Source organism: Streptomyces sp. NPDC043952 (assembly GCF_056435325.1).
The window spans coordinates 23958-50856 of record NZ_JBWKES010000046.1 but is presented as its reverse complement, the minus strand read 5'-3'; the positions used below and the strand labels follow the sequence as shown (position 1 = coordinate 50856).

Below are 26899 nucleotides of genomic sequence, written 5' to 3'. Positions count from 1 at the left end.
CAATCCACACCGAACCGGAAGGCCCTCACCTGTTCAAGATCCCTCAGCCGAGACCTGGCTCACCCGTCCACAACCTCCCCGGACAGAACACCTAGCGCCGCGTCAGGCGACGTTCGCCTCGCCGGCCACGGCTCGTAGTCGGTCGTCGTACGCGTGACCGACAGCGGTGAAGGCAGGTCGACCGAGTGATGAGCCGGCAGAAGCGACGTCGGACGTCGGGACTTCTTCCGCAACGGGACCGATGACGATGAGGGCAGGCGGTTTCCGCGGATCACCCGCGGCGGCACCGGCTCGCTGGTGGCCTGGCGGCGGGGCCTGGGCGGGACTGGGCCGAGCGCGGTGGGGAGAGGCTATACGGCCACATCGAGCCGAGGAGGAACCGGACGGGGTTCCTGGAGTTCTGCCGCTACCCGCACAGCCTCTACCCAGCCGAGATCCGGATCGCGATTCCGCTCGGCAACCACGCCCCACCACTCGCCCCGGAGGAAGAACACCCGCGTCGGCGACTGGGCTGTAGCTGACAGAAGCTCGGCTCCCGCGGCGGCCGACCTGCTCGTTTCGATCCGGCCGGCCACCGCGAGCGCGATGAGGCCGTAATGCTGGTTGCGGACACCTCGCCCTGGCTGGAGCGACGGCCCGCGGCGCGGAGCAGGCACCCGCTGGATGGCCGCTCACGCTTGCCGGCTCATGCGAGGTGCTTGCGGAAGAACGCGACCAGCTTGGCGACGGCAGGAGTCACGTACTGGTCGCGGTCGTACAGGTCGACGTGGGTGGCGCCCTCGACGAGGAACAGCTCGGCGTTGCCGGGGCTGTCGGAGACGGCCTTCTCGGAGAACCCGCGGGTCACCGCCTCGGTGCCGGCGATCATGAGCAGCGGGCGCGGCGCGATCTTGGCGACGTCGGCGAAGGAGTCGAACTGATCGAGGAGATCCGCGCTGCGCACGACCATGTCACCCGTGGAGCGCGGGTGGCTGCCGCGGGGCGTCTTGTAGTAGTCGACGAACTCGGCCGTCGGGGCGGGGGTATCGGCGTCGGCTGTCTGCGGAAGCACCGCGAACGCCGCCGCGGGCTCGCCGGCGGCTTCGGCGCTGCGGAGGTTTCCGGAGTCTGCCACCATCGCCTGCCAGACCTCGGGGTCGGCGCCGCGGAAGAAGCTGGGCACGTCGGTCCCGGACACGCCGGCCACGGCCTTCATCCGGTGGTCGGTCTGGGCGGCGTAGGGCGCGTAGGCGCCGGAGCCGCACACGCCCATCACGCCGATGCGGTCGGGGTCGATCTCGGGGCGGGTGGTGAGGTAGGAGACTGCCGCGCGGAAGTCCTCGGCACGCTGGAAAGGGTCCTCCAGGCCGCGGGGCATACCCTCGGATTCGCCCTGGAAAGCGGCGTCGAACGTCAGGACGGCGAACCCTTCCTTGACCAAGCGCGTCGCGTACTCCGCCGGTGCCTGCTCCTTGACGCCGGTCGTGGGGTGGCCGACGACGATCGCGGCGAGCGATCCATCGACGCCGTCCGGAAGGTAGAGGTGGCCGGCGAGTTGCAGGCCGTTGGTCGGGAAGCGGACGTCAGTCCTCATCTTCTGCTCCTGGGGGATCGTGGGTGGCCGGCGAGTTGCGGGCCGTCATCCACTGTCCGGCGGGCGGTCAGGCGCAGGAAGGTCGTACTGCTTCCTAGGAAAGATCTATCCCAGGCAGAGCCTTTTCCCCGGTGCCATGCTGGAGAAGTGACTGGTTCCGCGCATCTTCGTGAGCTTGGTGAGTTCCTCAGGCACCGCCGCGGCGAGCTCACACCGGCGCAGGTGGGGCTTCCCGAGCGCACGCACACCCAGCGCCGTGTGCGGGGGCTGCGCCGCGAGGAGGTGGCCGAGCTCGCCGCGATCAGCACCGACTACTACGTACGCATCGAGCAGGGCCGACTGGCACCGTCATCGCCGGTGCTCGAGTCCCTCGCGCGGGAGCTGCGGCTGGACGGCGACCAGAGGACGTACGTGGAAGGACTGGTCGGCCAGGCCGCGCGGGCCGGACACCGCAAGGCGCCGCGTCGGTCCGCCCGGCCGAGAGTGCACCCGCATCTGACCCGGTTGCTCGGCCAGCTCGCCGGTACACCCGTCATCGTCTTCGGCCCACGCCTCGACATCCTCGCGTGGAACCCACTGGCGGCGGAGCTGCTGTGTGACTTCGCGGCCGTGCCCGAGTCCGAGCGCAACTACGTCCGCATGGTCTTCACCGACCCCGTGATGCGCGACATCTATCCGGAGTGGGAGGACGTGGCTCGCACATGCGTCGAGGTCCTGCGGATGGAAGCCGGAACGAATCCGACGGATCCGGCGCTCACGGCTCTCGTGGGCGAGCTGGCCGTTGCCGATCAGCAGTTCCGGGTCTGGTGGGCCGAACACCGGGTCGCACACCAGGACTTCGGCAGGAAACGCATTACTCATCCCAGCGTCGGCGAACTCACCCTCGACTGGGACACCTTCCGCTACGCCGGTGCCCCAGAACAGCAACTTGTGCTCTGGTCGGCCGAACCCGGCACCTCGGACGCGGCACGACTGGCCGACCTGGCCCGCGGCACAACCCAGGGTGACAGCTGAGGATCCGCGCCGGGCGTGTGCTCTGCCTTACCCCGCCTATAGAGCGAAAACGCCCGCCGCCAAGCCTTCTGCAACACCCTTTGGACCGCTCCGCCAGCGCCGCCGTGACCAGCCGGGAGGGTGGCCGGAACGGATCACCGCCCGCCGGCCAGCAGGTCCAGCACCTGGGGTCGTACGACCGTCCACGCGGCGGCGGGCAGGTCGCCGAGGGCGGTCGCGCGCAGGGATTGTAGGGTCTCCTCGGGGTCGGCGCTGCGTACGGCGGTGCCGGCGAGCACCTCGTAGCCGTCGCGTACGGCGACCCGGATGCCGTGTCCCGCGCTGTCGCCGGTGCCGTCGCCGGCGTGCAGGGCCGAGGCCACGACGAGGGGTGGCGGGCCGCCCGCGTCGGCGGGGAGTTTGCGGTAGGCGCAGGCGAGCGGGGCGCGCCAGCGCAGGCTGAGCAACAGGGGCCGTTTCGCGACGACTTCGGCCAGGTCGGTCTCGCGGAGGCCGTCGGACTCCAGCACCGTGGCCCGCGCGTCGAGGACGAGCGCGGCCGGGAGCAGGCAACGCAGCGTGCTGCCCACGAGGTTGCCGCCGACCGTCGCCGTGCGGCGCACCGCCCCGGTGCCGACCGTGGCCGCCGCGAGGCGCAGCACGTCCGGCACCCGGCCGTCGAGCTGTCCGAGCAGTACGGCGGCGCCCAGCGTCTCGGGGCCGATGACGTTGGCCTGCGGCAACCGCCTCAGCGACATGGCCAGTTCGGGGAAGCCCTCGCGCTGCCAGGTGGCCCACACCAGGGTCGCCCCGCCCACCGGGACGGCACCCGCGGCCAGGCACTCCTGGGCTTCGGACACGGACGTGGGCAGCCGCAACAGCATGATGACCGACCTGCCTTCCTCGGGGAGACCGCAGTCTGCTCGCGTGCGCGGGGGCGCGTACAGGGCTCACACGAGCACGGTCGTCGACTGGCCGCGTTGCAGAGGAGGTTGCCCGGTTCAGGAAAGCGGGTCCGGCCGGGGGGACCACCGGCCCCGGTGGGTCGGGTCGGGCGGCCCTGGGGCCGGGGGCGGTGCGCGGGGCACGCTGGGTGCGCTGCACCGAACGATCAGCACGCAACGATCAGAGGGAGTGGAGCACATGACTGCCAGGGACACCGGCGTCCGCACCCCCGAGAGCGCCGTCGCCGTCCGCGTACGGGCCGACGGCGAGATGACCGAGGACGATCTCGCCTATCTCCGGGAGAAGATGGACGCCGTGCTCGGCCGGCCGGAGCTGCCGCCCGTGAGCGGCGAGATCCGGGTCGCCAGGGCGTCGGCCCACCACGTCGGAGGGCCCTGGACCGCCGGCGCCGAGATCCGGGTGGGCCACTGCCTCGTGGTCGTGCACGCCCGTGAGCACAGCGTCCGCAAGCTCGCCGACCGCCTCCAGGACCGTCTGCGCAGCCGCACCGACCGCGTCACCCACCGCACCCACAGGACGGCGACCCCGCCACCGTGGCGGGGCGGCGGAGAAGCATGAACCGGCCTTGAAACTAGGGTGAGTTGTCGCTCGCCGACGGACGGCGGGGCGTGCGGTACGGTCACCGCGACCGCCCCGCCGTCAGGGTGTCCCGGCACTCCCCTCGGCCCACTCGGCCAAGCCCGTCGGCGAACTCCCCGGTCACCCCACGCGCCCCACCCGGACCAACCCGGATGGGGCGCGCCGCAGTTCATGTCCGTCGCCCTCAGTCGTGCGGCACCACCGCCACCGGTGCCGTCGCGTGGTGCAGTACCGCATGCGTCACCGGACCGATGTGCGTGCCGAACGACGCGGGGCGGCGGCGTCGGCCGACGACCACGAGCGCGGCGCCGTGCGAGGCCTCGACCAGGCGCAGCGAGGCGCTTCCGTACCCGCACTCCTCGGTGACCTCGACGGTGGGGTACTTCAGCCGCCAGGGCTTGAGCACCTCGGTGAGCGCGGCCTCCTCCTGGAGCGACCACTCCTGGTCGAAGGTGGGGTCGGCGGCGAAACCGTAGACGTAGTACGGCGGCATGGACCAGGTGCGCACGGCCCGTACCGGCGTCCCGCGCCGTTCGGCCTCCTCGAAGGCGAACGCGAAGACCGTGTCGTCCGGCGCGGTGGTGTCGACGCCGAGGACGACCGGGCCCTCGGGGGCGTCGCCGTCGGGCTGCCGGCCTGACCGCACCAGGACGACCGGACGGCCGGCCCGCGCGACCACGGAGAAGCCGACGGAGCCGACGAGATAGCCGCCGACCCGGCCGAGGCCCCGTGAGCCGAGCACCAGCAGCTCGGACTCTTCGGCGACCGCCGCGAGCAACTCGCCGGGGAAGCCGTCCTGGTGCTCGGAGATGATCTCCAGGTCGGGGTGGCGCAGCCGCAGTTCCCCGGCCGTCTCGCGCGGGATCCGCTCGGTCCAGTGCCGCTGCGCCGACACGCCGATGACCGGATCCTGCGCCATGGACTCCGTCACCGGCTCCCACACGTGCACCAGGCGCAGCGGCAGTCCGCGCAGTCGCGCCTCGCCCGCCGCCCATTCGGCGGCGGTACGGCTCTCGGGGGAGCCGTCGAGGCCCACGGTGACGGTGCGGGACATGACGTCCACCTCCTGTTGTCGGACATCCCGTTCGGGATCGCCCCGAGTCTCGTCGCGGCGCCCCCCGGACGGGCAGGGCCCTCAGGGCCCCGGTCCGGGGCCGACCGGCCCTGATCGGGCACTCTGACGGACGCGACCGCTTGTGCTCGGCCGGGACCGGTCCTGCGCGCCTTCGCCCGTCGCAGGGGCGTGTTCCGGCCAGGACGCGACAAGTCACGGCGGTGGGCGGCCGGTTGCGCTGGGCTGTCCGTAGCATCACGAGCGACATGGCGGGGTGGATATGAATGCTTGCGTGGACGGGCCGGCCCGTGCGGCGGACCCCGCGGTCTCCCGGCGGTGCCGGTGCGGAGCCCGCTTGCCGGAGGCCGGCCCGTCGACGGCCGAGGAGCGGTTCCGGGGGTTGCTGGAGGCGGCGCCGGACGCCATGGTGATCGTCGACGACACCGGCGTCATCCGGCTGGTCAACGCCCAGACCGAGGCCCTGTTCGGCTACCGGCGCGAGGAACTGCTGGGCCGCCCGGTCGAGTTGCTCGTCCCGCACCGCTTCCGCGGCCACCACACCCGGCACCGCGACGGCTACGCGGCCAACCGGCAGGTGCGCCCCATGGGCGCGGGCCTCGAACTGCACGGACTGCGCAAGGACGGCAGCGAGTTCCCGGTCGAGATCAGTCTGAGCCCGATGGAGACGGCGGACGGGCCGCTGGTCTCCGCCGCGGTGCGCGACGTCAGCGAGCGCAAGGCGGCCGAGGCCCGGATCAACGAACTGGCCGCGCTCGTGGAGTCCTCCCAGGACGCCATTCTCGCCAAGACCCTGGACGGCGAGATCACGTACTGGAACGCGGCCGCCACCGAGCTGTACGGCTACACCGCCGAGGAGGTCATCGGCCGGCACGTCTCCCTGCTCGCCCCCACCGAACTCCAGGACGACATCTGGGCGTTGCTCGAACGCCTGCGCCTCGGCGAGAGGGTCGAGCACTTCGAGACGCTGCGGGTCACCAAGGACGGGGCGCTGCTGGACGTCGACGTGACGCTGTGGCCGACCCGTGACACCGCGGGCAAGGTCGTCGGGGCGTGCGCCATCGTGCGGGACATCAGCGACCGCAAGCAGGTGGAGGCGGAGCTGACGGCCCTGCTGGAACAGCAGCGGCACATCGCCCTCACGCTCCAGCGCAGTCTGATGGGCACGCCGCCCGCGCTGCCCGGTCTGGACACCGCGAGCCGCTACCGGCCGGCCACCCAGGGTGCCGGGGTCGGCGGCGACTGGTTCGACCTGATACCGCTGGGCGCCGGGCGGGTCGGCGTCCTCATCGGCGATGTGATGGGCCGCGGTCTGGAGGCGGCGGCCGTGATGGGCCAGCTGCGCTCGGCCGCGCACGCGCTCGCCAAGACGGGCATGCAGCCCCGCCAGCTGATGCAGGCACTGGACACCGTGGTCGCCGACCTGGACGTGCCGGACCAGCTCGTCACCTGCTGCTATCTGGTCATCGCCCCGGACACGGGCACCGTCACCGTCTGCTCCGCCGGGCATCTGCCGACCCTCGTCGTCGGCCCCCGTGAGGGCGTGCGGGCGCTGCCCGCGCCGGTCAACGCGCCGCTCGGGGTGGGCGGTGTGCTGTACGAGCACGCGGCCTTCGACATCGCGCCGGGCGCCACGCTGGTGCTGTACACCGACGGCCTGATCGAGACGCCGGGCAGCGACATCGAGGCGCGGGTCGGTGAACTCACCGCCGTCCTGGACGCGTTCTTCCCGCACTCCGCCGGCCTGGAGGCGGCGGCCGACCATGTGCTGGCCGAGCTGCTGCGGGACGCCGACGGCCACGACGACGATGTGACCCTGCTGTTCGCGCGGCTCCCGGCGGCGCCGCTGGCCGCCGTCACCACCGAGCTGCCCGCCGCCGCCTCCTCGGTCTCCGAGGGCCGGGCCTTCCTGCGCCGGACGCTGGCCTCGTGGGGGTGCCCGGCACCGGTGGACGACGCGCTCCTGCTGCTGTCGGAGACCCTGACCAACGCGGTGCGGCACGCCGAGGGCCCGGTGGGGCTGCGGCTGTGCCGTACGGCCACGGATCTCACCGTCGAGGTCAGCGACCGCAGCCCGCACCTGCCCCAGCCCCGGCACGCGGCCGGCGACGAGGAGTCCGGGCGGGGCCTGTTCCTGGTCCGCACCCTCGCGGACGGCTGGGGGGTACGGCCCACCGACGAGGGCAAGACGACCTGGTTCACGCTGAAGCTGTGAACGCCCGCGCACCGGCGGGCCCTTGTGGGCACACCGGTGCGGACACGTCGGCGACGCGGGGAAGGCGTCGTCACGGCTCGGGTCGTACCAGCGTGCCCGCCCTGCCGCGCACGATGTCGTACGCCGCGTCGAGGGCGCCGATCGCGGCGAGGCCGCCGGTGCGTTCCACGAAGCGGGCCGCCGCCTCGGTCTTGGGGCCCATGGAGCCGGCCGGGAAGTCGCCGGAGCGCAGTCCGGCGGGCGTGGCCTCCAGGACGGGGCGCTGGTGGGGGCCGCCGAAGTCGGCGTACACATGCGGCACATCGGTGAGGATCAGCAGGAAGTCCGCCTTGAGGTCCTCCGCGAGCAGGGCCGCGGTCAGGTCCTTGTCGATCACGGCCTCCACGCCGCGCGGCCCGCCGTGCCCGCCGTCCACGACCGGGACGCCGCCGCCCCCGGCGCAGACCACGAGGGTGCCGAGGCCCAGCAGGTCCTGGACGGTGCCGGTCTCCAGGATCCGCTCGGGTGCCGGCGAGGGCACCACCCGGCGCCACCCGGTGGTGTCCCGCGCGATGTGCCAGCCGCGTTCGCGGGACAGCGCGCGGGCGGCCTCGGCGGAGTACACCTGGCCGATGTACTTCTCCGGGTGCCCGAAGGCGGGGTCGTCGGCCCGTACGAGAGTGTGGGTGACGAGCGCGGTGATCCGCCGTCCGGGCAGCGCGCCGTGCAGGGCGCGCACCAGCAGGGAGCCGATCATGCCCTGGGTCTGGGCGCCGAGGAGATCCAGCGGGTAGGGGGCGCTCAGTGCCGCGTCGGCCGCGCTCTCCATGGCGAGCAGCCCGATCTGGGGGCCGTTGCCATGGGTGACGACGACCTCGTGGTCCTGGGCGAGGGCGGCGATCGCGAGGGCCACGCGGTCGATGTTGGCCTGCTGGACGGCGGCGTCGGGGCGTTCGCCGCGGTGCAGCAGCGCGTTGCCGCCGAGGGCGATGACGATGCGCACCGGTCAGCCCTCCGCGGTGCCGGGCCGGCCGGCCAGGGTGGCGACGAGGACCGCCTTGATGGTGTGCAGCCGGTTCTCCGCCTGGTCGAAGACGAGCGAGCGGGGCGCGGAGAACACCTCGTCGGTGACCTCCAGGCCGGTCAGGCCGTAGGTGTCGCGCAGCTGGCGGCCGAGGCGGGTGCGGTCGTCGTGCAGGGAGGGCAGGCAGTGCATGAAGGCGACGCCGGGGTTGCCGGTCGCGGCCAGCGTCTTCTCGTTGACCTGGTAGGGCAGCAGCAGGTCGATGCGTTCCTTCCAGGTGTCGGCGGGCTCGCCCATGGAGACCCAGACGTCGGTGTGCAGGAAGTCGGCGCCGCGCACGGCGGTCTCCACGTCCTCGGTGAGGGTGATCCGGGCCCCGCTGCGCTCGGCCTCGGCCCGGCACTGGGCGACCAGTCCGGCGGCGGGCCACAGGGCGCGCGGGGCGGCGATGCGGACGTCCATGCCGAGCAGGGCGCCCATGGCGAGCAGGGAGTTGCCCATGTTGTTGCGGGCGTCGCCCAGGTAGCAGTAGCTGATGTCGGTCAGCGGCTTGGCGCTGTGCTCGCGCATGGTGAACACGTCGCACAGGCTCTGGGTGGGGTGCGCGGTGTCGGTCAGGCCGTTGAAGACGGGGACGCCGGAGTGCGCGGCGAGGTCGGTGACGATGCTCTGGGCGGAGCCCCGGTACTCGATGCCGTCGAACATCCGGCCGAGGACGCGGGCGGTGTCGGCGACGGACTCCTTGCCGCCGAGGTGGGTGTCGCCGGGGCCGAGGTAGGTGGTGGCGGCGCCCTGGTCGCGGGCGGCGACCTCGAAGGCGCAGCGGGTGCGGGTGGAGGTCTTCTCGAAGATCAGCGCGAGTTGCCTGCCGGTCAGCCGGGGCTGTTCGGTGCCGGCCCGCCGGGCCGCCTTGAGCTCGGCGGCGAGATCGAGGAGGTGGCCGATCTCGGCGGCGGTGAAGTCGAGTTCGCTCAGGTAGGAGCGGCCTCGCAGGTCGATGGTCATGTCCGTGTCCTCGGGAGGTGTCAGGCGATCGGGTCGCGTTCGATGGGGCAGCTCATGCAGCGCGGGCCACCGCGGCCGCGGCCGAGTTCGGCGCCGGCGATGGTGACGATCTCGATGCCCTGCTTGCGCAGATAGGTGTTGGTGGTGACGTTGCGCTCGTAGCCGACGACGACGCCGGGTTCGAGGGCGAGGAAGTTGCTGCCGTCGTCCCACTGTTCGCGTTCGGCGCCCCGGATGTCCTGCGGCGCGGACAGCATCCGTACCTTGTCGAGGTCGAGTGCCTCGGCGAGTGCCGTCGCGAGGTCCGAGTTGGCGGTGACGGCGAAGCGGACCGGGCGGGCGTCACTGGGCGTGAGGGTCCACGAGCGCAGCGAGTCGGCGAGGCCCGGATAGACCACGAAGGCGTCCCGGTCGACCATGGTGAGCACGGTGTCCAGGTGCATGTAGGCGCGCTGGGCCGGGAGTTGGACGGCGATCACCTTGGTGGCCGTACCGGCGGCGAACAGCCGGGCGGCCAGGTTCTCCACGGCCTGCGCGGTGGTGCGCTCCCCCATGCCGACCATGACGGCGCCGTTGCCGAGGACATGGACGTCCCCGCCTTCCAGGGTGCCCACCGGGCCGTCCAGGATCGGCTGCGGCGCCTGGGCGGCGAACAGCGGGTGGAAGCGGTAGATGGTCTCGGCGTGCAGGCTCTCGCGCCGCCGGGCCGCCTTGGCCATCGGGTTGACGGACAGCCGGTCGTAGATCCAGCAGGAGTTGTCGCGCGGGAAGAGGTGGTTGGGCAGCGGGGCGAGGGCGAACTCCTCGTCGTCCAGGGCGTTCCAGACGAGGCTGTGCGGGCTGGCGAGCGGGATGTCGCTCTTGAGCAGGCCGCCGACGAGGTATGCGGCGAGCGTCGCGCCGTCGATCCCCGCGCACAGTTCGCGCACCGGCTCGACGAGCGCGGGGCCGACGGTGGCGGTGGTCACCACGCGGTCGAGGAGCCAGTCGCGGGCACCGGGGACGTCGAGGCTCTGGGCGAGCAGGTCGGTGAAGTAGTGCACGCGGGCGCCGTGGTCGCGCAGCACCTGGGCGAAGGCGTCGTGCTCCTCGCGGGCCCGCTTGGCCCACAGGATGTCGTCGAACAGCAGCGCGTCGACGTTGCGCGGGGTGAGCCGGGACAGTTCGAGTCCGGGCCGGTGCAGGATGACCTGGCGCAGCCGGCCGGCCTCGGAGTCGACGTGGAAGGTGGTCATGGCGGTTGCCCTTCGGGGTGTGCGCGGGATCAGTCGTGGTGGTGCGGGGGGTGGGTGCGAACGCGGCCGGTTCAGGGGTGCCCGGCGGCGGGCGGGGGCGGCGGCCCGGTGGCCGGCACCGTCTCGCCGTACTCGCCGCGGTCGCGCTTGAGCCAGATGTAGACCGGCAGCCCGAGCAGGACCACGAACAGGCCGTAGTAGACGGTCTGGTAGCCGCTGCCCTGGATCGACCAGTAGGAGAAGGCCATCGCCAGCGCGGCCACGACGACGTCCCGGACCAGCCGCGCGGGCTTCAGGCTCCGCCGGCCGCGCACCAGCAGCCAGTACAGCTGGGCGGCGGCCGAGAAGAGGTACGGGATGACCGCGGTGAGCACGCTGAGCAGCACGATCTTGGTGAAGACGTCCTGGAAGCGGGTGTAGCTGAACACCGTGATCAGCGAGGCCAGTACGGTCGAGGCGATGATCCCGAAGACCGGTACGTCGTTCTTGCCGCGCAGCCGGGCGAAGGCGGCGGGGAAGAGTCCGTCGCGGGCGGCGGCGTACGGCATCTCGGCGCACAGCATGGTCCAGCCGTTCAGGGCACCGACGCCGGAGACGATGGCGGCCACCGCGACCGCGTCGCCGGCCCAGCCGCCGCCGAAGATGTTGTTCGCCGCGTCGCTGAACGGCGCGCTGGAGGAGCCGAGTCGGCCGTGCGGGACGGTGCCGAGGACCGCGAGGGTGCCGAGGATGTAGATGACGGCGCAGGCGAGCGTGCCGTACACGGTGGCGCGCGGCACATTGCGGCCCGGTTCGCGCACGCGCCCGGCGACGACCGAGGCGGCCTCCAGGCCGAGATAGCTGAACAGGGCGATGGCCGCGGCCGCCGAGATCGCGCCCGGCGCGGACTGGTGACTGGCGTTGAACGGGCCGAAGTTGTCCGCCTTGACGAACAGCAGCCCCACGGTGGCCATGAAGACCAGCGGCACGAACTTCAAGACGGTGGTGACCACTTGGAAGGCGCCGGTGTTGCGTACCCCGGTGAGGTTGACCGCGGCCGGTATCCACAGTCCGGTGAGCGCGATGAGCAGCGAGATCCCGGTGCGGTGCCCGGTGTTGACGAACACCTCGACATAGCCGACCCAGGCCACCGCGATCGCGGCGTTCCCGGCCCAGGCGGTGATCCAGTACGACCACGCGTTGAGGAACCCGGCGAACTCGCCGAACGCCTCCCTGGCGTAGACGTAGGGGCCGCCGCTGCCCGGAACGCGCCCGGACAGCGAGCCGAAGGTCATCGCCAGCGCGAGGGCGCCCAGGGTGACGACGCCGAAGGCCACCAGGGCGATCGGCCCGTAGGGGGCGAGGGCGGAGGGGAGCGCGAAGACTCCGGTGCCGATGATGCTGCCGATCACCAGGGCGGTGGCGGCGGGCAGGCCGAGGGAAGCCGGTGGAGCGGGTTCCTCTCCGCCGCGGGGTTCTTCCCCGCCGCGGGACGATCTTCCGCCGCGGGTGTCTTCCCCGCCGGCGGACTCTGCCCCGCCAGGGGACTCTTTTCCGCCGCGTGTGGTGGTGGACATGCCTGTGCTCCTTGTGCGCCTCGGGGGGCTCCGGTGTGTGCCCCGACGGGCTCCGGTGCCGGTGCGCCACCGATCCTGCTGGTCACCGGGGTGCGCGCCGAACGGCAACCGGTCCCCACTTGGGCGCCCACAGGCCCCACGGACGGGGACCTACGGCCCTGCCGCGCGGGGCACCCCCGGTGTTGGCTGAAAGCCGTACCACTTTCGGCCGTCCGGTCCGCCGGGCGCACCAAGGCCGTCCCGGTCCGCCGGGGCGCACAGAACGGAGGAACGTCATGGCAGACGCTCCACGGCAGTCACGGATCCATCTCGTCGGCGGGGGCATCGCCTCGCTCGCGGCGGCGGTCTTCCTGGTCCGCGACGCCGGTCTTCCCGGCGACAGCATCCGCGTCCTGGAGGAGCTGCCGGTGGCCGGCGGCTCCATGGACGGCAGCGGGCAGCCCGCCGGCTACGTCACCCGCGGCGGGCGGATGCTGGAGGAGGAGGCGTACACCTGCCTGTGGGACCTGCTGGAGACGATTCCGACCCTGGACGACGAGACCGTCTCGGTGCGTCAGGAGATCATCGACTTCAACGAGAAGTGGCCCACCGAGGCCAAGGCCCGGCTGATCGGCTCGGGCGCGCGCGTCCTGGACGCCGCCGACTACGGCCTCGACGCCCACGACCGCGCGGAGCTGCTGCGGCTGCTGATGCTGCCCGAGCGGCTGATCGGCGGCCGCCGCATCGAGGACTACTTCTCCCCGCACTTCTTCGGCACGCACTTCTGGACGATGTGGCGCACCACGTTCGCCTTCCAGAACTGGCACAGCGCGATCGAACTGCGCCGCTATCTCCTGCGCTTCCTCCAGGAGTTCCCGCGCATGCACACCCTGTCCGGGGTGCGCCGTACCAGGCTCAACCAGTACGACTCGATCATCCGCCCGGTGCGCGCCTGGCTGGAGGCCCGCGGGGTGCGCTTCGAGCACGGCGTACGGGTCACGGACGCCGACTTCACCACCGACGAGCAGGGCGTACGACGGCTGCGGCGGCTCCACCTGGAGCGCGCGGGCACCCTGGAGACCTGTGAACTCGGCCCGGACGACTACGCGTTCCTCACCCTCGGCTCGATGACCGCCGACGCCACGTACGGCGGTGACGACCGGGCACCCGAGCTGGTGCGGGACAAGCGCGACGGCGGCTGGCGGCTGTGGGAGGCGGTCGCGGCCAAGGCGGACGACTTCGGCCGGCCCGCCGTGTTCAACGGCAGCGTGGACGACGCGAAGTGGGAGTCCTTCACGCTCACCATGCGCTCCCCGCTGCTGCTGCACCGCATCGAGGAGCTGTCCGGCAATCTGCCCGGCACCGGCGCGCTGACGACCTTCACGGACTCCGGCTGGCTGATGTCCATGGTCGTCCCGCACGCCCCGCACTTCGACGGCCAGCCCGAGGACGTGTACACGCTGTGGGGCTACGGCCTCTTCCCGGACCGGCCCGGCGACTTCACCGGCAAGCCGATGGCCGAGTGCACCGGCCGCGAGATCCTGACCGAACTCCTCGGCCACCTCGGCATGTCCGACATCGAGGAGAGCGTGGCGGCGACCACGACGGTGATCCCGGTCATGATGCCGTACATCACCAGCCAGTTCGCCCCGCGCACGGCCGCCGACCGGCCGCTCGTGGTGCCGCGCGGCGCGGCGAACTTCGCCTTCCTCGGCCAGTACACCGAGGTCCCGGAGGACGTCGTCTTCACCGTGGAGTACTCGGTGCGCGGCGCCATGCACGCCGTGTACGAGCTGTTCGGCGTCGACCGCGAGATCCCCGGCATCCACCACGCCCTGGCCGACCCGCGCAGCGCCTTCGGTGTGCTGCGGGCCGCGCTGGTGTGAGCCATGGCCGCGCGGACCCGGCCGGGCGACGCCGCCGGGGCGCCCCGCGAAGGGCCCTTCGGCGGCGCGGCAGGCCACCGGGGCAGCGGCAGGGGCCGACCGGCCCTATCCCGGCCGGGTCCGCGCGGGGACGATGGCCTGGTGCAACAGAACGACGGCTTTCGCGCGCTCGACCGGGAGGCCTGCCTGCGCCTGCTGGCAGGGGTGCCGGTCGGCCGGGTCGTGTACACCAAGCAGGCGCTCCCCGCGGTCCTCCCCGTCAACTTCTGCCTCGACGCGGATTCCGCCGTGCTGCTGCGCACCTCGGCCGGTTCGGACCTGGTGCGCGCCATCGACGGTGCCGTGGTCGCCTTCGAGGCGGACGAGTTCGACGCGGCGACCCGCTCGGGCTGGAGCGTGGTCGTCACCGGCCGCGCCGTGCTGCTGCCCGGCACCGACGGCCGCGAACTCCCCGGCGGCCCGGACTCCTGGATGCCGGTCCGCGACGACGTGCTCGTGCGGATCGACTCCGAGGTGGTCACCGGGCGTGAGCTGACCGGTGCCTGAGCGCCCTCAGTGGGCCGTCCAGCCGCCGTCCAGGACCAGGGACGTACCGGTGACGAAGGACGCCTGGGGGCTGCACAGGTAGGCCACGGCCTCGGCGACCTCCTCCGGTTCGATCAGCCGGCGCAGCGCGCTGTCCTTCAGCAGCACCTCGGACAGTACCCGCTCCTCGGGGATGCCGTGGGCCTGCGCCTGGTCGGCGATCTGCTTCTCCACCAGGGGGGTGCGGACGTAGGCCGGGTTCACGCAGTTGGAGGTGACGCCGTGCGCGGCGCCCTCCAGCGCGGCCGTCTTGGACAGGCCCTCCAGTCCGTGCTTGGCGGCGACGTACGCGGACTTGAACGCCGAAGCGCGCAGCCCGTGCACCGAGGACACGTTGACGATCCGGCCCCAGCCCCGCGCGTACATGTGCGGCAAGGCGCCGCGCACCAGGCGGAAGGGCGCCTCCAGCATCACGGTCAGCACCGTATGGAAGACGTCCGGCGGGAATTCCTCGATGGGGCGCACCAGTTGCAGCCCCGCGTTGTTGACCAGCACATCGGTGCCGGCCGCCGCCGTCTCGGCCGCGTCCAGGTCGGTCAGGTCGAGCGGGTGCGGGACGACGGTGCCCGCGAGGTCCGGGGTCCGCCGCGCCTCCTCGGCGAGCGCGGCGAGCCCCGTCGCGTCCCGGTCGACGGCTCTCACCCGTGCCCCGGCGGCCGCGAGACGCAGGGCGCAGGCGCGGCCGATACCGCTCGCGGCACCGGTGACGAGGGCGGTGCGGCCGGCCAGATCGAGGGCGAGGGGCTGGATGGGGGAGGTCATGGGCCGACCCTAACGAAGGCGGCCGACGCCGGGGAGGGGCCCGGCCGTGTCCGGTCTCAGCCGAGCGTGGCCGGCTCGAACCAGGTGGGCTCCTCGGTCAGGGCCCGCTTGATCCGGGTGAGCGAGAACTCGTTCAAGCCGGGCAGCGCGTCCACCGCGAACCAGCCGACCTCCAGCGACTCGTCGTCGTTGACCCGCGCCTCGCCGCCCACCGCCCGGCAGCGGAAGGTGATGTCCATGTACTGGCAGACGTCCCCGTTGCCGTACGTGACCGGCCGGAGCGCCTGGACCAGGACGATCCGCTCGGGCCGGCACCGTACCGCCGTCTCCTCGAAGACCTCCCGCACCGCGCAGTCCGCGGGCTGCTCGCCCGGCTCCGGGATGCCGCCGATCACCGACCATTTCCGGGTGTCGGTGCGCCGGCCGAGCAGCACCCTGCCCTCGTCGTCGAAGACGATCGCCGTCACTCCGGGCAGCCAGAGCAGCTGGTGTCCGGCCGAGGCACGCAGGGTGCGGATGAAGTCAGGTGTAGCCATGGGACCGACCCTAACCGGCCGCTCCCCCGCTCCGGCGCAGGTCCGGATCGGGTACGGCGGCCGGTCGGGCAGGACGATCAGGTGGGTACGGCGACTGGTCGGGTACGGCGACCAGGGGGTACGGCGCCTACGCCTCGGCGGTGCGCCGGGCCCGCAGTCCGGAGCCGACGGCCCACCCGATGCCGCCCGCGGCGACGAGCACGAGCGCCAGCTCCGGCAGGATGCCCAGCTCGGTCGCGGGCGTGGTGGAGGTGCGCAGCGGCACCTTCTGCTCCAGGTAGGCGGGCACGAACATGCCGGTCTTCTGGGTGATCTTCCCGTCCGGCATGATGATCGCACTGACGCCGCTGGTCACCGGGACGGTCACGGTGCGGCTGTGCTCGACGGCGCGGATCCGGGACATGGCGAGCTGCTGGTAGGTCATCTCGCTGCGGTCGAAGGTCGCGTTGTTGCTGGGCACGGAGATCATCTCGGCGCCGTGCGTCACGGTGTCCCGCACGTCCCAGTCGAAGGCGGCCTCGTAGCAGGTGGCGAGCCCGACCTTGGCGCCGTCCATGTCGAACACGCCCGGCTTGGTGCCCCGGCTGAAGTCCTGGCGGAGCATGGTGGTCCAGTCCTTGTTGATGGCCCCCACGAGCCCGCGCAGCGGCATGTACTCGCCGAACGGCTGGATCTGCCGTTTGTCGTACGTCTGCGTCGGGCCCTTGGCCGGGTCCCACAGGATCTGCTCGTTGAGCTGCTTGCCGTCCCGGTCCACTACGGCGCCCACCGAGATGGGCACGCCGATCGCCTGCGATGCCTCGTCGATGACGGCGGCGGCGTCCGGGTCGTTGAAGGGGTCGAGGTCGGAGGAGTTCTCCGGCCAGAGCACGAAGTCGGGCTTGGGGACCTTGCCCGCCTTGACGTCGGCGGCGAGCTTGAGGGTCTCCTTCACATGACGGTCGAGCACGGCGCGGCGCTGGGCGCTGAACTCCAGGCCCTCGCGCGGCACATTGCCCTGGATCACGGCGACCGTCCGGGTGCCGTCCTCGGCCTTGTCGCTGACCAGGCCGCGCGCGGCGAGGGCGCCGGCCACCGGTACGGCCACGCTGAGCAGCGCGGCGGCGGCCGCGGCGCGGCGCACGGTGCGCGAGCGGCGCCGTTCGGCGATCAGCCGGGCCGCCTCGTACAGGCCGAAGCCGCACAGGACGACCGCGAAGCCCAGCACGGGGGTGCCGCCGACCGCGGCGAGCGGCAGGAAGACGCCGTCCGCCTGCCCGAACGCGATCTTCCCCCAGGGGAAGCCCCCGAAGGGCACGCGCGCCCGTACGGCCTCGCCGGTGATCCAGACCGCCGCGGCCCACACCGGCCAGGCGGGCAGCCGGGACACGGCGGCGATGCCCACGCCGACCAGGGCGATGAAGACGGCCTCCACCGCGACCAGGGCCAGCCAGGGCAGGCGGCCGACCTCCACGCCGGTCCACACCAGCAGGGGCAGCAGGAAACCGAGCCCGAAGAGGTAGCCGAGCCCGAGCGCCGCCTTCCAGCGGCGCCCCCGCAGCACCCACCCGAACCCGGCGAACGCGGGCAGGGCCAGCCACCACAGGGGCCGCGGCGGGAAGCTGACGTAGAGCAGCACTCCGCACAGGGCGGAGGCGACGGCCGGGACCAGGCGCGCCAGCCGGCGGCGCAGCCCGCCGGGCGCGGGGGACGGCCGGAGCTGGTCCGGCTGGTCCACGGAAGTTGCGGTGACGGTCACGCGGGTGAGTGTACGGCCGCTGACCTCGGCGTCGACAGCCGCGGTCCGCGGCCGGCCGACGCCCCGCCGGGCGCCGCTGCGGAGCCGCCGGGGGCCTCGCTTGCGCGCGGGCACGCTGCCGGGACCGGTCGGTGTTCCGCTAGGCCGCCGTCCCCGGTGTGATCGACCGCAGCCGTGCCCTGATCACCCGGACCGCGGATTCCGCGTTGTCGACGGTGACGGTGAAGGTGTGTCCGTCCCAGAGGCTGAGCACGATGCCCTCGCCCCGGCGGACGACGACCGCGGTGCCCTTCTCGGGGCGCCAGCGGTAGCCCCAGCCGCCCCATTGCCGGGGGGTCACCAGGGCGGTGAAGTCGGCGCCCGCGACATGGGAGAGCGGGATGCGCCGGCGCGGCAGTCCGGCGTGGCCGCAGCGCACCTCGACGCACTCCCGGTCGAGTCTGAGATCGACGTGGACGAAGGCGAGGGTGCCGAAGATGACCAGCAGTCCGGCCGCGATGCAGCCAACCACGGACATCGTCAGGGCGGTGATCCCGGACGTCCACGCGGAGTCCACGGCCAGCTTGATCCCCAGGGCCAGGCAGGCCGCCCCGGCCAGGGCCAGCAGCCACTGCACCCGGTTGGTGGCGCGTCCGGTCCAGATCTCGGGGGTGAAATCGTCCTCGGTACGGGGCTGGTCCCTCATGAGTACGAGGTTACTCAGGAATCCCGGTGCGAGTACCGCCTCTCGGGCCGCGTCCGCCCCCGCGCGGCCCTGGCCGGCCAAGGGTGAGCGGGTCAGGTGCGGTCGGCGAAGGGGCTCACCGCGGGCAGCAGCCGCCCCTCGGCGTAGTGCAGCGCCGCCGCCGGCAGCTCGCCTTCCCGGCCGCTGAGCAGCACCGTGAGGGTGCCGTCCGCGGGCGCATCGCAGGCGGGCGGTTCACCCAGTCGGCGCAGTGCCTGCGCGGCCACGGCGCCCGCGGAGCCGTGCAGGACCAGCGGGGCCGCGCCGGGGCGCTGCACGGCGGCGCGGATGCGCTCGGCGACCAGCTCGTAGTGGGTGCAGCCCAGGACGACGGTGGTCACCTCGGCCGGTGTGAGCGCGGCCGCCGCGGCGACGGCCGCCTCGATCGCCGCCTCGTCCGCGTGTTCGATGGCCTCGGCGAGACCCCAGCACGGCACCTCGGTCACCGGCACGCCGTCCGCGAAGTCCGCGATGAGTCCGCGCTGGTAGGCGCTGCCGGTGGTGGCGGGGGTCGCCCAGATCGCGAAGGGTCCGCCGCCGGCCGCGGCCGGCTTGATCGCCGGGACGGTGCCGATCACCGGGACGCCGGGCTCCAGGCGGGCGCGCAGCGCGGGCAGGGCGTGCACGCTGGCCGTGTTGCAGCCGACGATCAGCGCGTCGGGCCGGCGGGCCGCGGCGGCCTCGGCGACGTCGAGCGCACGCTGGGTGAGGTCCTCGGGGGTGCGCGGTCCCCAGGGCATGCCGTCGGGGTCCAGGGAGAGGACGAGATCCGCGTCGGGCCGCAGGCGTCGTACCGCGGCGGTGGCCGCGAGCAGACCGATTCCGGAGTCCATGAGCGCGATCTTCACCCGGCCACGATAGACGATCCGCTCATGTGAACGGCTCGGGTGGGGCAGACTGCGCCCGTGAGCGCCTTCCTGTGGATCACCGTCGTCTCGCTGGCCGCCTGGTGCTGGCTGCTGCTGTGCCAGGGCTTCTTCTGGCGCACCGACGTCCGGTTGCCGCGCCGCCGGGAACCGGACGCGTGGCCGTCGGTCTGCGTGGTCGTACCGGCCCGTGACGAGGCCGCCGTGCTGCCCGCGAGCCTGCCGTCGCTGCTCGCGCAGGACTATCCGGGGCGGGCCGAGGTCTTCCTGGTGGACGACGGCAGCACGGACGGCACCGGGGAGCTGGCCCGCGCGCTGTCCGGACGGCACGGCGGGCTGCCGCTCACCGTGGGTTCGCCGGGCGAGCCGCCCGCGGGCTGGACCGGCAAGCTGTGGGCGGTGCGGCACGGCATCGCGCTGGCCCGCGCGCGCGAGCCGGAGTACCTGCTGCTGACGGACGCGGACATCGCGCACGCCCCGGACAGCCTGCGGGAACTGGTCGCGGCGGCCGAGGGCGGCGGCTTCGACGTGGTCTCGCAGATGGCGCGGCTGCGGGTGGAGAGCCGCTGGGAGCGGCTGGTGGTCCCGGCGTTCGTGTACTTCTTCGCGCAGCTGTACCCCTTCCGCTGGATCGGCCGGGAGGGTTCGCGCACGGCGGCCGCGGCGGGCGGCTGCGTCCTGCTGCGCGCCGGCATGGCCGAAAAGGCGCGGATCCCGGATGCCATCCGGCACGCGGTCATCGACGACGTCGCCCTCGCCCGCGCGGTCAAGGGCGCGGGCGGCCGGGTCTGGCTGGGGCTGGCCGACCGGGTGGACAGCGTCCGGCCGTATCCGCGGCTGCACGACCTGTGGCGGATGGTCTCGCGCAGCGCCTACGCCCAGCTGCGGCACAACCCGCTGCTGCTGCTCGGCACGGTGGCCGGGCTCGCGCTGGTGTATCTGGTGCCGCCTGTGGCCGTGGTCGCGGGCGCGGCGGCGGGCAGCGCGCCGGTGGCCGCCGCCGGCGCGCTGGCGTGGGCGGTGATGGCGGGCACGTACGTGCCGATGCTGCGGTATTACCGGCAGCCGCTGTGGCTGGCCCCGCTGCTGCCGGGCACCGCGTTCCTGTACCTGCTGATGACGGTGGACTCGGCCGTGCAGCACTACCGGGGGCGCGGGGCCGCCTGGAAGGGCCGTACGTACGCCCGTCCCGGCGCGGTGCCCGACGAGGGCTGAGTCACTTGCGGCCGGGCGTCCAGTTCATGCCCCAGCCGTAGGCGTGGTCGATGGTCCGCTGCGGGCTCACCCCGCGCTCCGGTACGAGGTAGCGGGCCTCGCGCCGGACGACGAGATCGCCGCCCGTGTTGGTGATCAGGGCGAGCGCGCACACGGTGGAGGGGACCGTGCACTCGTCCAGCGAGAAGTCGACGGGGGCGCCGTACTGCGGCTGGAGGGTGACGGTGGCGTGCAGTCCGGCGAAGGACGTCGCGCCCTCGTAGACGGTGACGAAGACGAGGACGCGGCGCAGCTTTGCCAGGTGGTCCAGGTTGACGGTGAGGTTCTCGCCGCTCGTCACCGCACCGGTGCGGTCGTCGCCGTCGAGATGGATGTACGGCGGCCGGTGCAGCGAGCCGAAGGAGTTGCCGAGCGCCTGGACGACCCCCTTGCGGCCGTCGGCGAGTTCGTACAGGGCGCACAGGTCGAGGTCGAGGTCCCCGGAACCGCCGCCGCCCCAGCGGGCGCCCCAGCCGGAAACCTGTTTGCGTGTCCCCCAGTTGAGGTTCACCCGCATGACGCCCGAGGTACCGCCCTGCTTCGCCAGCGAGACGGAGGGGGCGGCCTTGGTGAGGGTGACTTTGGCGAGGCGGACGGGCGGCGCGGCGGGGGCAGGGGGCGGTGGCGCGGCGGTCACGCGGGTCCAGGCGGGGGGTGGTGGTGCGTCGGCCAGGGGTGCCGGGGCGGGCGGCACCGGCGCGGGTGGGGGTGGTGCGTGCTGCGGCTCGTCCACGGTGATGCCGAACTCCGTGGCCAGGCCCTCCAGTCCGCTGTCGTAGCCCTGGCCGACGGCGCGGAACTTCCAGCCGCCCTGGCGGCGGTAGAACTCGCCGAGCAGGAAGGCGGTCTCGACACTCGCGCCGGGGCTGTCGAAGCGGGCGACGAGCCGCCCGGTCGCGGGGTCGGTCACCTCGATGTACAGGTCCGGGACCTGCCCGAACGTGCCGCCGTCCGCCGAGGCGGCGAGGACGATCCGCTCGACCGCGCCCTCCACGCGCGCGAGATCGACGGACAGGGTGTCGACGACGAGCGCGCCCTCGGTCCGCTTGCCCTCGTGGCGCACCGCCCCCGAGGGGTGGACGGGCTGGTTGTAGAAGACGAAGTCCGCGTCGGAGCGGACCTTTCCGGCGGCGAGCAACAGCGCGGAGGCGTCCGTGTCGGGCACTCCGGGCCCCTGCCGCCGACCCAGTTCGACCCGCAGCGCGGTGGCCGGAACCGGTGTGTTCGATCCCTTCGGCATTGACATGTCGACCCCCTCGCCTCCCCGCCCGCGTGTCCGCGGACGCCCGGTTCATCCCCGCATGCCCAATCTATGCCCGGCACCGCCGAACTCCCATGGGCCGCGCACGCGAAGACCCGTGAAGATCGCTGGTCGACCGCCGGTAACCCGGCCCGGAAATCCGTTCCTTACATGATCCATACGTGAACCGCTGCCCTTTTTCGACAACTTCGCTCGTATTGAGGATCCCCGGTCACCGCCGACACGGAAAACAACCCTCTTATCGGTCTCCCCAACCAGCACATCGTGGGCTTAACTTATGTGCCATGACCTCCCCCCGCTCCACCTATGGCGGCGGCTATTACTCCGCCTCCTTCCGGGACACTCCGATCTACGACTCCCTCGTGGCCGAGCGGGGCACCCCGCAGATCGCCCCGATCCGGGTCCCCGCCGCCTACGACATGGGCAGCAGCCTTCCCGCCCTGCCGTCGGCCCTCCCCGCCCTCCCGGCCGCGCCCTCCCCGCAGCCCCAGGCCCCCGGCTACGGCTACCCGCAGCAGCCACAGCCGGCCCCGTTCCAGCAGGCGCCCACGGCGTACATCCCGCAGCAGGCGAGCGCCCCGCGCGGCTATCCCGGCCCGCAGGCCCCGCAGCAGCAGCGCCCGATGGCACCCGGCACCGGCTACGAGGCGATGCGCCCGGCCGCGCCGCGCCCCGTGCAGGCGCCGTACCAGGACCCGTACAACCACCCCCAGCAGCGGGGATACTGATCGAAGCGCCCCCGCTGTCGGTGGCACCTGGCACGATGGCGGTATGGACATCGCCGAAGTGCAGTCGATCCACCTCTACCCGGTCAAGGCGTTCCGGGGCCTGGCGGCCGACGCGGCCGCGGTGGAGCCCTGGGGGCTGGCCGGAGACCGGCGCTGGGCGCTGATCGACGCCGGGGGGAAGGTCGTCACCCAGCGGGAGCAGCCGCGTCTCGCCCTGGCCGCCGCCGAGCCCCTGGCCGGCGGCGGTCTGCGTCTGTCGGCGGCCGACCGGGCGGCGGTGACCGTCGAGGTCCCGGAGCCCGAGGGCACCGTGCCGGTGCACATCTTCGGGCAGAAGGTGGAAGCGGTGCCGGCCGCCGCCACCGCGCACGCCTGGTGCAGCGCCTATCTCGACCAGGACGTGCGCCTGGTCCATCTGGACGACCCGGCCACCCGCCGCCCCGTAGACCCCGACTACGCGCTGCCGGGCGAGACGGTCAGCTTCGCCGACGGCTACCCCCTGCTCGTCACCGCATCGGCCTCGCTCGACGCCCTCAACTCCCTGATAGCCGAGGGCCGTCACGCCGGGGAGGGGCCGCTGCCCATGAACCGGTTCCGGCCCAGTGTCGTGGTGTCCGGCACCGAGGCATGGGCGGAGGACGCATGGGCGCGCATCTCCATCGGCGAGGTCGTCTTCCGCGTGGCGCGCACCTGCGGGCGCTGCGTGGTGACCACCACCGACCAGGGCACCGCCGCGCGCGGCCGTGAGCCGCTGTACACACTGGCCCGGCATCGCCGCTTCGGCAGCAGTCTCGTCTTCGGGCAGAACGTCGTTCCGCTCACCCGCGGCACCGTGCGGGTCGGCGACCCGGTGCGGGTGCTGGAGCGGGCGTGAGCCGGTAGCCGGTAGCCGGTAGCTGGTAGCTGGTAGCTGGTAGCTGGTAGCTGGTAGCTGGTAGCTGGTAGCGCCAAGGCTGGTGGTCCGGGGGGTCGGCTTTCGCGATCGGGGAACCCTGGTGGCGTTCCCGGTCGTTGGGGTGACATGAGAAATGCGTGAGACGTCGCGGTCGCGACCGGCCGCGGGGGACGTGGGGGGTGGTGAGATGCGTGCAGTCACGGGTCTGTGGCGCTGGAGACGCAATCCGCTGTGCCGCGCGACCGATCTGGCCGAGGCGTGGGTGGCGCTGGCGGCCCTGGTACTGATCACCGTGGTGGCGCCCTTGACCGGCGCACTGGTCGGCTTCCTCACCGAGGACTCGCTCCAGCGTGCCGCGCGGGTGGAGCAGCACACCCACCACCTGGTCACCGCCACCGTGGTGCGACCGCTGGGCCGGGCACCCGAGAGCGACCCCGACACCACCGGCGTGCACGAGACCCGCAGCCGCGTCGTCGCCGACTGGTCCGCGCCGGACGGCACCGCGCAGCACGGCCCGGTCCTCGCCGACCTCAAGTCCCCGCACACCGGTGACCACTTCGGGCTCTGGACGGATCCGCGGGGCCGAATAACGACCCGCCCGCTGGACTCCGTCACGGCCACGACCCACGCCGTCCTGGCCGGATTCGGCGCCGCCCTGCTGGCCGCCGCCCTGATCGAGGCCGCCCGGCGGCTCACCGTCTGGCGCATGGTCCGCCGCCGGTACGCCCGCTGGGACCAGGCCTGGAACCGGGCCGGCCCGGACTGGGGCAAGGCGGGCACCGGCAGCTGACCGGGGGCGGGCTGTGGTCAACCCACCCCGGACGCACACGCTACGGTGGACCGGCCGAAGCGCTTTCGGCGACGACCCGCAGGCGGCGGCACGTCAGGACTCGCAGCAGGCGGGGACGCGAACGGGCAGGCCCGGCGGCCGGGCCCGCTCACGGACCCGGCACCGGCAGCGCCGCCCGGACGGGGCGCCGGCCGTCAGCGGCCATCAGTACGACGAGGTGGGGGCAGAGCAACGCCATGGCACAGGGCACGGTCCAGGTGACGCACACCGGCACCTCGCGGTGGCGGCGCCGCACGGGTGAGTACGCATCGCTCGCCGCCGCCCTGGAGGCCGCCGCCGACGGCGACGTCCTCACCGTCGCCCCCGGCACCTACCGGGAGAACCTGGTGATCCAGCGGGCGGTGACGCTCCGCGGGCCGGACGGCTCTCCCGGCTCGGTGCGGATCGCCCCGGTGGACGGGGTGCCGCTGACCGTGCGGGCCTCGGCCGTGGTGCACGACCTGCATGTGGAGGGCCAGGACGCGGCGGCGCCCGCGCTGCTGGTCGAGGAGGGCACGCCCGAGCTGATGGACGTGCGGATCGTGACCCGCTCGGCCGTCGGCGTGGAGGTGCGCGGCGCGGCCCGGCCGACCGTGCGCCGGCTGACCGTGGACAACCCGGCCGGCATCGGCATCGCCGTACTCGACGGCGGCAGCGGGGTGTTCGAGGAGTGCGAGATCGTGGCGGCCGGACAGGCGGGCGTGGCGGTGCGCGGCGGCGGCCATCCGCGCCTGGAGCGCTGCCGGGTGCACCACGCCTCCGGCACCGGGCTCACCGTGACCGGCGAGAACTCCTCGCTGGAGGCGGTCGGTTGCGAGATCTACGAGGTCCGCGGCTCCGGCGTCCAGGTCACCCAGCGGGCCGCCGCGCAGCTGACCGACTGCGATGTGCACCGCACCACCGCCGACGGCGTCACCCTGGACACGGACGCGGTGCTCACGCTGGAGGACTGCCGGATCCACGACATCCCGGAGAACGCGGTCGATCTGCGCTCGCGTTCGGTGCTCACGCTGACCCGGACCACCGTCCGGCAGTTCGGGCGCAACGGGCTCTCCGTGTGGGACCCCGGCACCCGTGTGGACGCCAACCAGTGCGAGATCTTCGACAGCACCGGTGACTATCCGGCGGTGTGGGTGAGCGACGGCGCCACCGCGGTGCTGGACTCCTGCCGGGTGCACGACGTGCCGGACGCGCTGTTCGTGCTGGACCGCGGTTCGCGCGCGGACGTGGTGGACAGCGACCTGTCCCAGGTGCGCAACACGGCCGTGTCGGTGAGCGACGGCGCGACCGCGCAGTTGGACGACTGCCGGATCAGGGACGCGGCGACCGGCGCCTGGTTCCGGGACCACGGCAGCGGCGGCACCCTGAACAACTGCACGGTGGACGGCACCCAGACCGGGGTGATCGTCACCAAGGGCGCCGACCCGACCATCGAGCGCTGCACCGTCGACTCCCCCGCCGAGGCCGGGTTCTACGTCTCCGCGGGCGGCCGGGGCAGCTTCCTGAACTGCCGGGTCAGCGGGAGCGGCGGCTACGGCTTCCATGTGATCGACGGCTGCCGCACCACGCTGCGCAAGTGCCGCACCGAGCGCTGTGCGCGCGGAGGCTACGAGTTCGCCGAGGGCGGCGGCCCGGACGCCGGGTCCGGGTCGGGCCCGGTCGTGGAGGACTGCACCAGCGACGAGAGCGGCAGCCTGCGGCCCCCGGCGCCGCGGGAGACGGCCGTGCAGACGGTGTCGCACTCCACCGGGCTGCTCGGTTCGATCCCCGGCCAGCGCAGCACCGAGCCGGAGCCGCCGGTCACCGCGCCGCAGCCGGTGGAGCCGCCGCGTACGTCGAAGGACGTGCTCGGGGAACTCGACGCGCTGGTGGGCCTGGAGAGCGTCAAGCGCGAGGTGCGGGCGCTGACCGACATGATCGAGGTGGGCCGGCGGCGGCAGCGGGCGGGGCTCAAGGCCGCCTCCGTCAAGCGGCATCTGGTCTTCACCGGCTCCCCCGGCACCGGCAAGACGACGGTCGCCCGGCTGTACGGCGAGATCCTCGCCTCCCTCGGTGTGCTGGAGAAGGGCCATCTGGTCGAGGTGTCCCGTGTCGACCTGGTCGGCGAGCACATCGGCTCCACCGCGATCCGCACCCAGGAGGCGTTCCAGCGGGCGCACGGCGGGGTGCTGTTCATCGACGAGGCGTACGCGCTGTCGCCTCAGGACGCCGGGCGTGACTTCGGCAAGGAGGCCATCGACACGCTGGTGAAGCTGATGGAGGACCAGCGGGACGCGGTGGTGGTGATCGTCGCCGGGTACACGGCGGAGATGGAGCGCTTCCTGTCCGTCAACCCCGGTGTGGCGTCCCGTTTCTCCCGCACCATCACGTTCGGCGACTACGGTCCTCAGGAGCTGCTGCGGATCGTGGAACAGCAGGCCGACGAGCACGAGTACCGACTCGCCCCCGGCACCGCCGAGGCCCTGCTCACCTACTTCACCACCCTCCCGAAGGGCCCCGCGTTCGGAAACGGCCGCACCGCCCGCCAGACCTTCGAGGCCATGGTCGAACGCCACGCGAGCCGCGTCGCCCAGCTCCCCGACCCGACCACCGACGACCTGACCCTGCTGTACCCGGAGGACCTGCCGGAACTGCCTTGAGCCCCGCGCTCTCCGCGCGG

23 protein-coding genes are annotated in these 26899 nt (G+C 73.0%); 10 read left to right on the top strand and 13 right to left on the bottom strand.

Annotation, left to right across the window (positions count from 1 at the left end):
* Positions 1 to 685: 685 nt before the first annotated feature.
* Positions 686 to 1573 (bottom strand): alpha/beta hydrolase, encoded by an 888-nt coding sequence (locus AC069R_RS31495; RefSeq protein ID WP_478770136.1) that lies wholly within the window; start codon positions 1571 to 1573, stop codon positions 686 to 688.
* Between the two features lie 147 nt (positions 1574 to 1720).
* Here AC069R_RS31495 and AC069R_RS31490 point away from each other — a divergent pair, with 147 nt between their 5' ends.
* Positions 1721 to 2587, top strand: coding sequence for a helix-turn-helix domain-containing protein (locus AC069R_RS31490; RefSeq protein ID WP_478770135.1), 867 nt, complete (start codon positions 1721 to 1723; stop codon positions 2585 to 2587).
* A gap of 134 nt (positions 2588 to 2721) precedes the next feature.
* Here AC069R_RS31490 and AC069R_RS31485 read toward each other — a convergent pair whose 3' ends face one another.
* Positions 2722 to 3450, bottom strand: coding sequence for an FAD binding domain-containing protein (locus AC069R_RS31485; protein WP_478770134.1), 729 nt, complete (start codon positions 3448 to 3450; stop codon positions 2722 to 2724).
* 259 nt (positions 3451 to 3709) lie between these two features.
* On the opposite strand from AC069R_RS31485, the gene AC069R_RS31480 reads away from it, so the two are divergent.
* Positions 3710 to 4090 (top strand): hypothetical protein, encoded by a 381-nt coding sequence (locus AC069R_RS31480; RefSeq protein WP_478770133.1) that lies wholly within the window; start codon positions 3710 to 3712, stop codon positions 4088 to 4090.
* A 205-nt stretch (positions 4091 to 4295) separates the two neighbouring features.
* Here AC069R_RS31480 and AC069R_RS31475 read toward each other — a convergent pair whose 3' ends face one another.
* Positions 4296 to 5165 (bottom strand): universal stress protein, encoded by an 870-nt coding sequence (locus AC069R_RS31475; RefSeq protein ID WP_478770132.1) that lies wholly within the window; start codon positions 5163 to 5165, stop codon positions 4296 to 4298.
* Between the two features lie 280 nt (positions 5166 to 5445).
* Here AC069R_RS31475 and AC069R_RS31470 point away from each other — a divergent pair, with 280 nt between their 5' ends.
* Positions 5446 to 7398, top strand: coding sequence for a PAS domain S-box protein (locus tag AC069R_RS31470; protein ID WP_478770139.1), 1953 nt, complete (start codon positions 5446 to 5448; stop codon positions 7396 to 7398).
* A gap of 70 nt (positions 7399 to 7468) precedes the next feature.
* Here AC069R_RS31470 and AC069R_RS31465 read toward each other — a convergent pair whose 3' ends face one another.
* From AC069R_RS31465 to AC069R_RS31450, 4 genes are all read right to left on the bottom strand, one after another.
* Entirely contained in the window at positions 7469 to 8380 is a 912-nt protein-coding gene (locus AC069R_RS31465; RefSeq protein WP_478770131.1) for a carbamate kinase, read from the bottom strand.
* A gap of 3 nt (positions 8381 to 8383) precedes the next feature.
* Positions 8384 to 9406, bottom strand: coding sequence for an ornithine carbamoyltransferase (gene argF / locus AC069R_RS31460; protein ID WP_478770130.1), 1023 nt, complete (start codon positions 9404 to 9406; stop codon positions 8384 to 8386).
* 20 nt (positions 9407 to 9426) lie between these two features.
* Positions 9427 to 10641, bottom strand: a complete 1215-nt coding sequence (locus AC069R_RS31455; protein WP_478770129.1) for an arginine deiminase — start codon at positions 10639 to 10641, stop codon at positions 9427 to 9429.
* A gap of 71 nt (positions 10642 to 10712) precedes the next feature.
* The gene (locus AC069R_RS31450) at positions 10713 to 12197 is read right to left on the bottom strand and encodes an APC family permease (RefSeq protein ID WP_478770128.1); all 1485 of its coding nucleotides are present in this window, start codon (positions 12195 to 12197) and stop codon (positions 10713 to 10715) included.
* A 275-nt stretch (positions 12198 to 12472) separates the two neighbouring features.
* On the opposite strand from AC069R_RS31450, the gene AC069R_RS31445 reads away from it, so the two are divergent.
* Positions 12473 to 14062 carry an oleate hydratase gene (locus AC069R_RS31445; RefSeq protein ID WP_478770127.1) on the top strand — a complete coding sequence of 530 codons (1590 nt, stop codon included), beginning with the start codon at positions 12473 to 12475 and terminating at the stop codon, positions 14060 to 14062.
* Between the two features lie 141 nt (positions 14063 to 14203).
* Positions 14204 to 14608, top strand: coding sequence for a pyridoxamine 5'-phosphate oxidase family protein (locus AC069R_RS31440; protein WP_478770126.1), 405 nt, complete (start codon positions 14204 to 14206; stop codon positions 14606 to 14608).
* 6 nt (positions 14609 to 14614) lie between these two features.
* On the opposite strand, the gene AC069R_RS31435 is transcribed toward AC069R_RS31440, so the two are convergent.
* The 5 genes from AC069R_RS31435 to AC069R_RS31415 all read right to left on the bottom strand — a co-directional run bounded on the left by AC069R_RS31435 (position 14615) and on the right by AC069R_RS31415 (position 19255).
* Entirely contained in the window at positions 14615 to 15409 is a 795-nt protein-coding gene (locus AC069R_RS31435; RefSeq protein WP_478770125.1) for a 3-hydroxybutyrate dehydrogenase, read from the bottom strand.
* Between the two features lie 56 nt (positions 15410 to 15465).
* Positions 15466 to 15945, bottom strand: a complete 480-nt coding sequence (locus tag AC069R_RS31430) for an NUDIX hydrolase (protein WP_478770124.1) — start codon at positions 15943 to 15945, stop codon at positions 15466 to 15468.
* A 127-nt stretch (positions 15946 to 16072) separates the two neighbouring features.
* Positions 16073 to 17683: an apolipoprotein N-acyltransferase gene (lnt, locus tag AC069R_RS31425; protein ID WP_478770123.1), complete on the bottom strand. Its 1611-nt coding sequence runs from the start codon at positions 17681 to 17683 to the stop codon at positions 16073 to 16075.
* 139 nt (positions 17684 to 17822) lie between these two features.
* A complete protein-coding gene (locus AC069R_RS31420; protein WP_397987626.1) occupies positions 17823 to 18368 on the bottom strand; it encodes a hypothetical protein in 546 nt (181 codons plus the stop codon).
* 92 nt (positions 18369 to 18460) lie between these two features.
* A complete protein-coding gene (locus AC069R_RS31415; protein ID WP_478770122.1) occupies positions 18461 to 19255 on the bottom strand; it encodes a glutamate racemase in 795 nt (264 codons plus the stop codon).
* A 39-nt stretch (positions 19256 to 19294) separates the two neighbouring features.
* Here AC069R_RS31415 and AC069R_RS31410 point away from each other — a divergent pair, with 39 nt between their 5' ends.
* Positions 19295 to 20488 (top strand): glycosyltransferase, encoded by a 1194-nt coding sequence (locus AC069R_RS31410; RefSeq protein WP_478770121.1) that lies wholly within the window; start codon positions 19295 to 19297, stop codon positions 20486 to 20488.
* A gap of 1 nt (position 20489) precedes the next feature.
* On the opposite strand, the gene AC069R_RS31405 is transcribed toward AC069R_RS31410, so the two are convergent.
* Entirely contained in the window at positions 20490 to 21767 is a 1278-nt protein-coding gene (locus AC069R_RS31405) for a TerD family protein (RefSeq protein ID WP_478770138.1), read from the bottom strand.
* 305 nt (positions 21768 to 22072) lie between these two features.
* Between AC069R_RS31405 and AC069R_RS31400 the strand changes: the two genes are divergently transcribed.
* The 4 genes from AC069R_RS31400 (at position 22073) to AC069R_RS31385 (ending at position 26879) form a co-directional block, all read left to right on the top strand.
* The gene (locus AC069R_RS31400; RefSeq protein ID WP_478770120.1) at positions 22073 to 22516 is read left to right on the top strand and encodes a DUF6643 family protein; all 444 of its coding nucleotides are present in this window, start codon (positions 22073 to 22075) and stop codon (positions 22514 to 22516) included.
* A 43-nt stretch (positions 22517 to 22559) separates the two neighbouring features.
* Entirely contained in the window at positions 22560 to 23390 is an 831-nt protein-coding gene (locus AC069R_RS31395; protein WP_478770119.1) for an MOSC domain-containing protein, read from the top strand.
* A gap of 208 nt (positions 23391 to 23598) precedes the next feature.
* Positions 23599 to 24201, top strand: a complete 603-nt coding sequence (locus AC069R_RS31390) for an Rv1733c family protein (RefSeq protein WP_478770118.1) — start codon at positions 23599 to 23601, stop codon at positions 24199 to 24201.
* A gap of 236 nt (positions 24202 to 24437) precedes the next feature.
* Entirely contained in the window at positions 24438 to 26879 is a 2442-nt protein-coding gene (locus tag AC069R_RS31385; RefSeq protein ID WP_478770117.1) for a right-handed parallel beta-helix repeat-containing protein, read from the top strand.
* Positions 26880 to 26899: the final 20 nt, after the last annotated feature.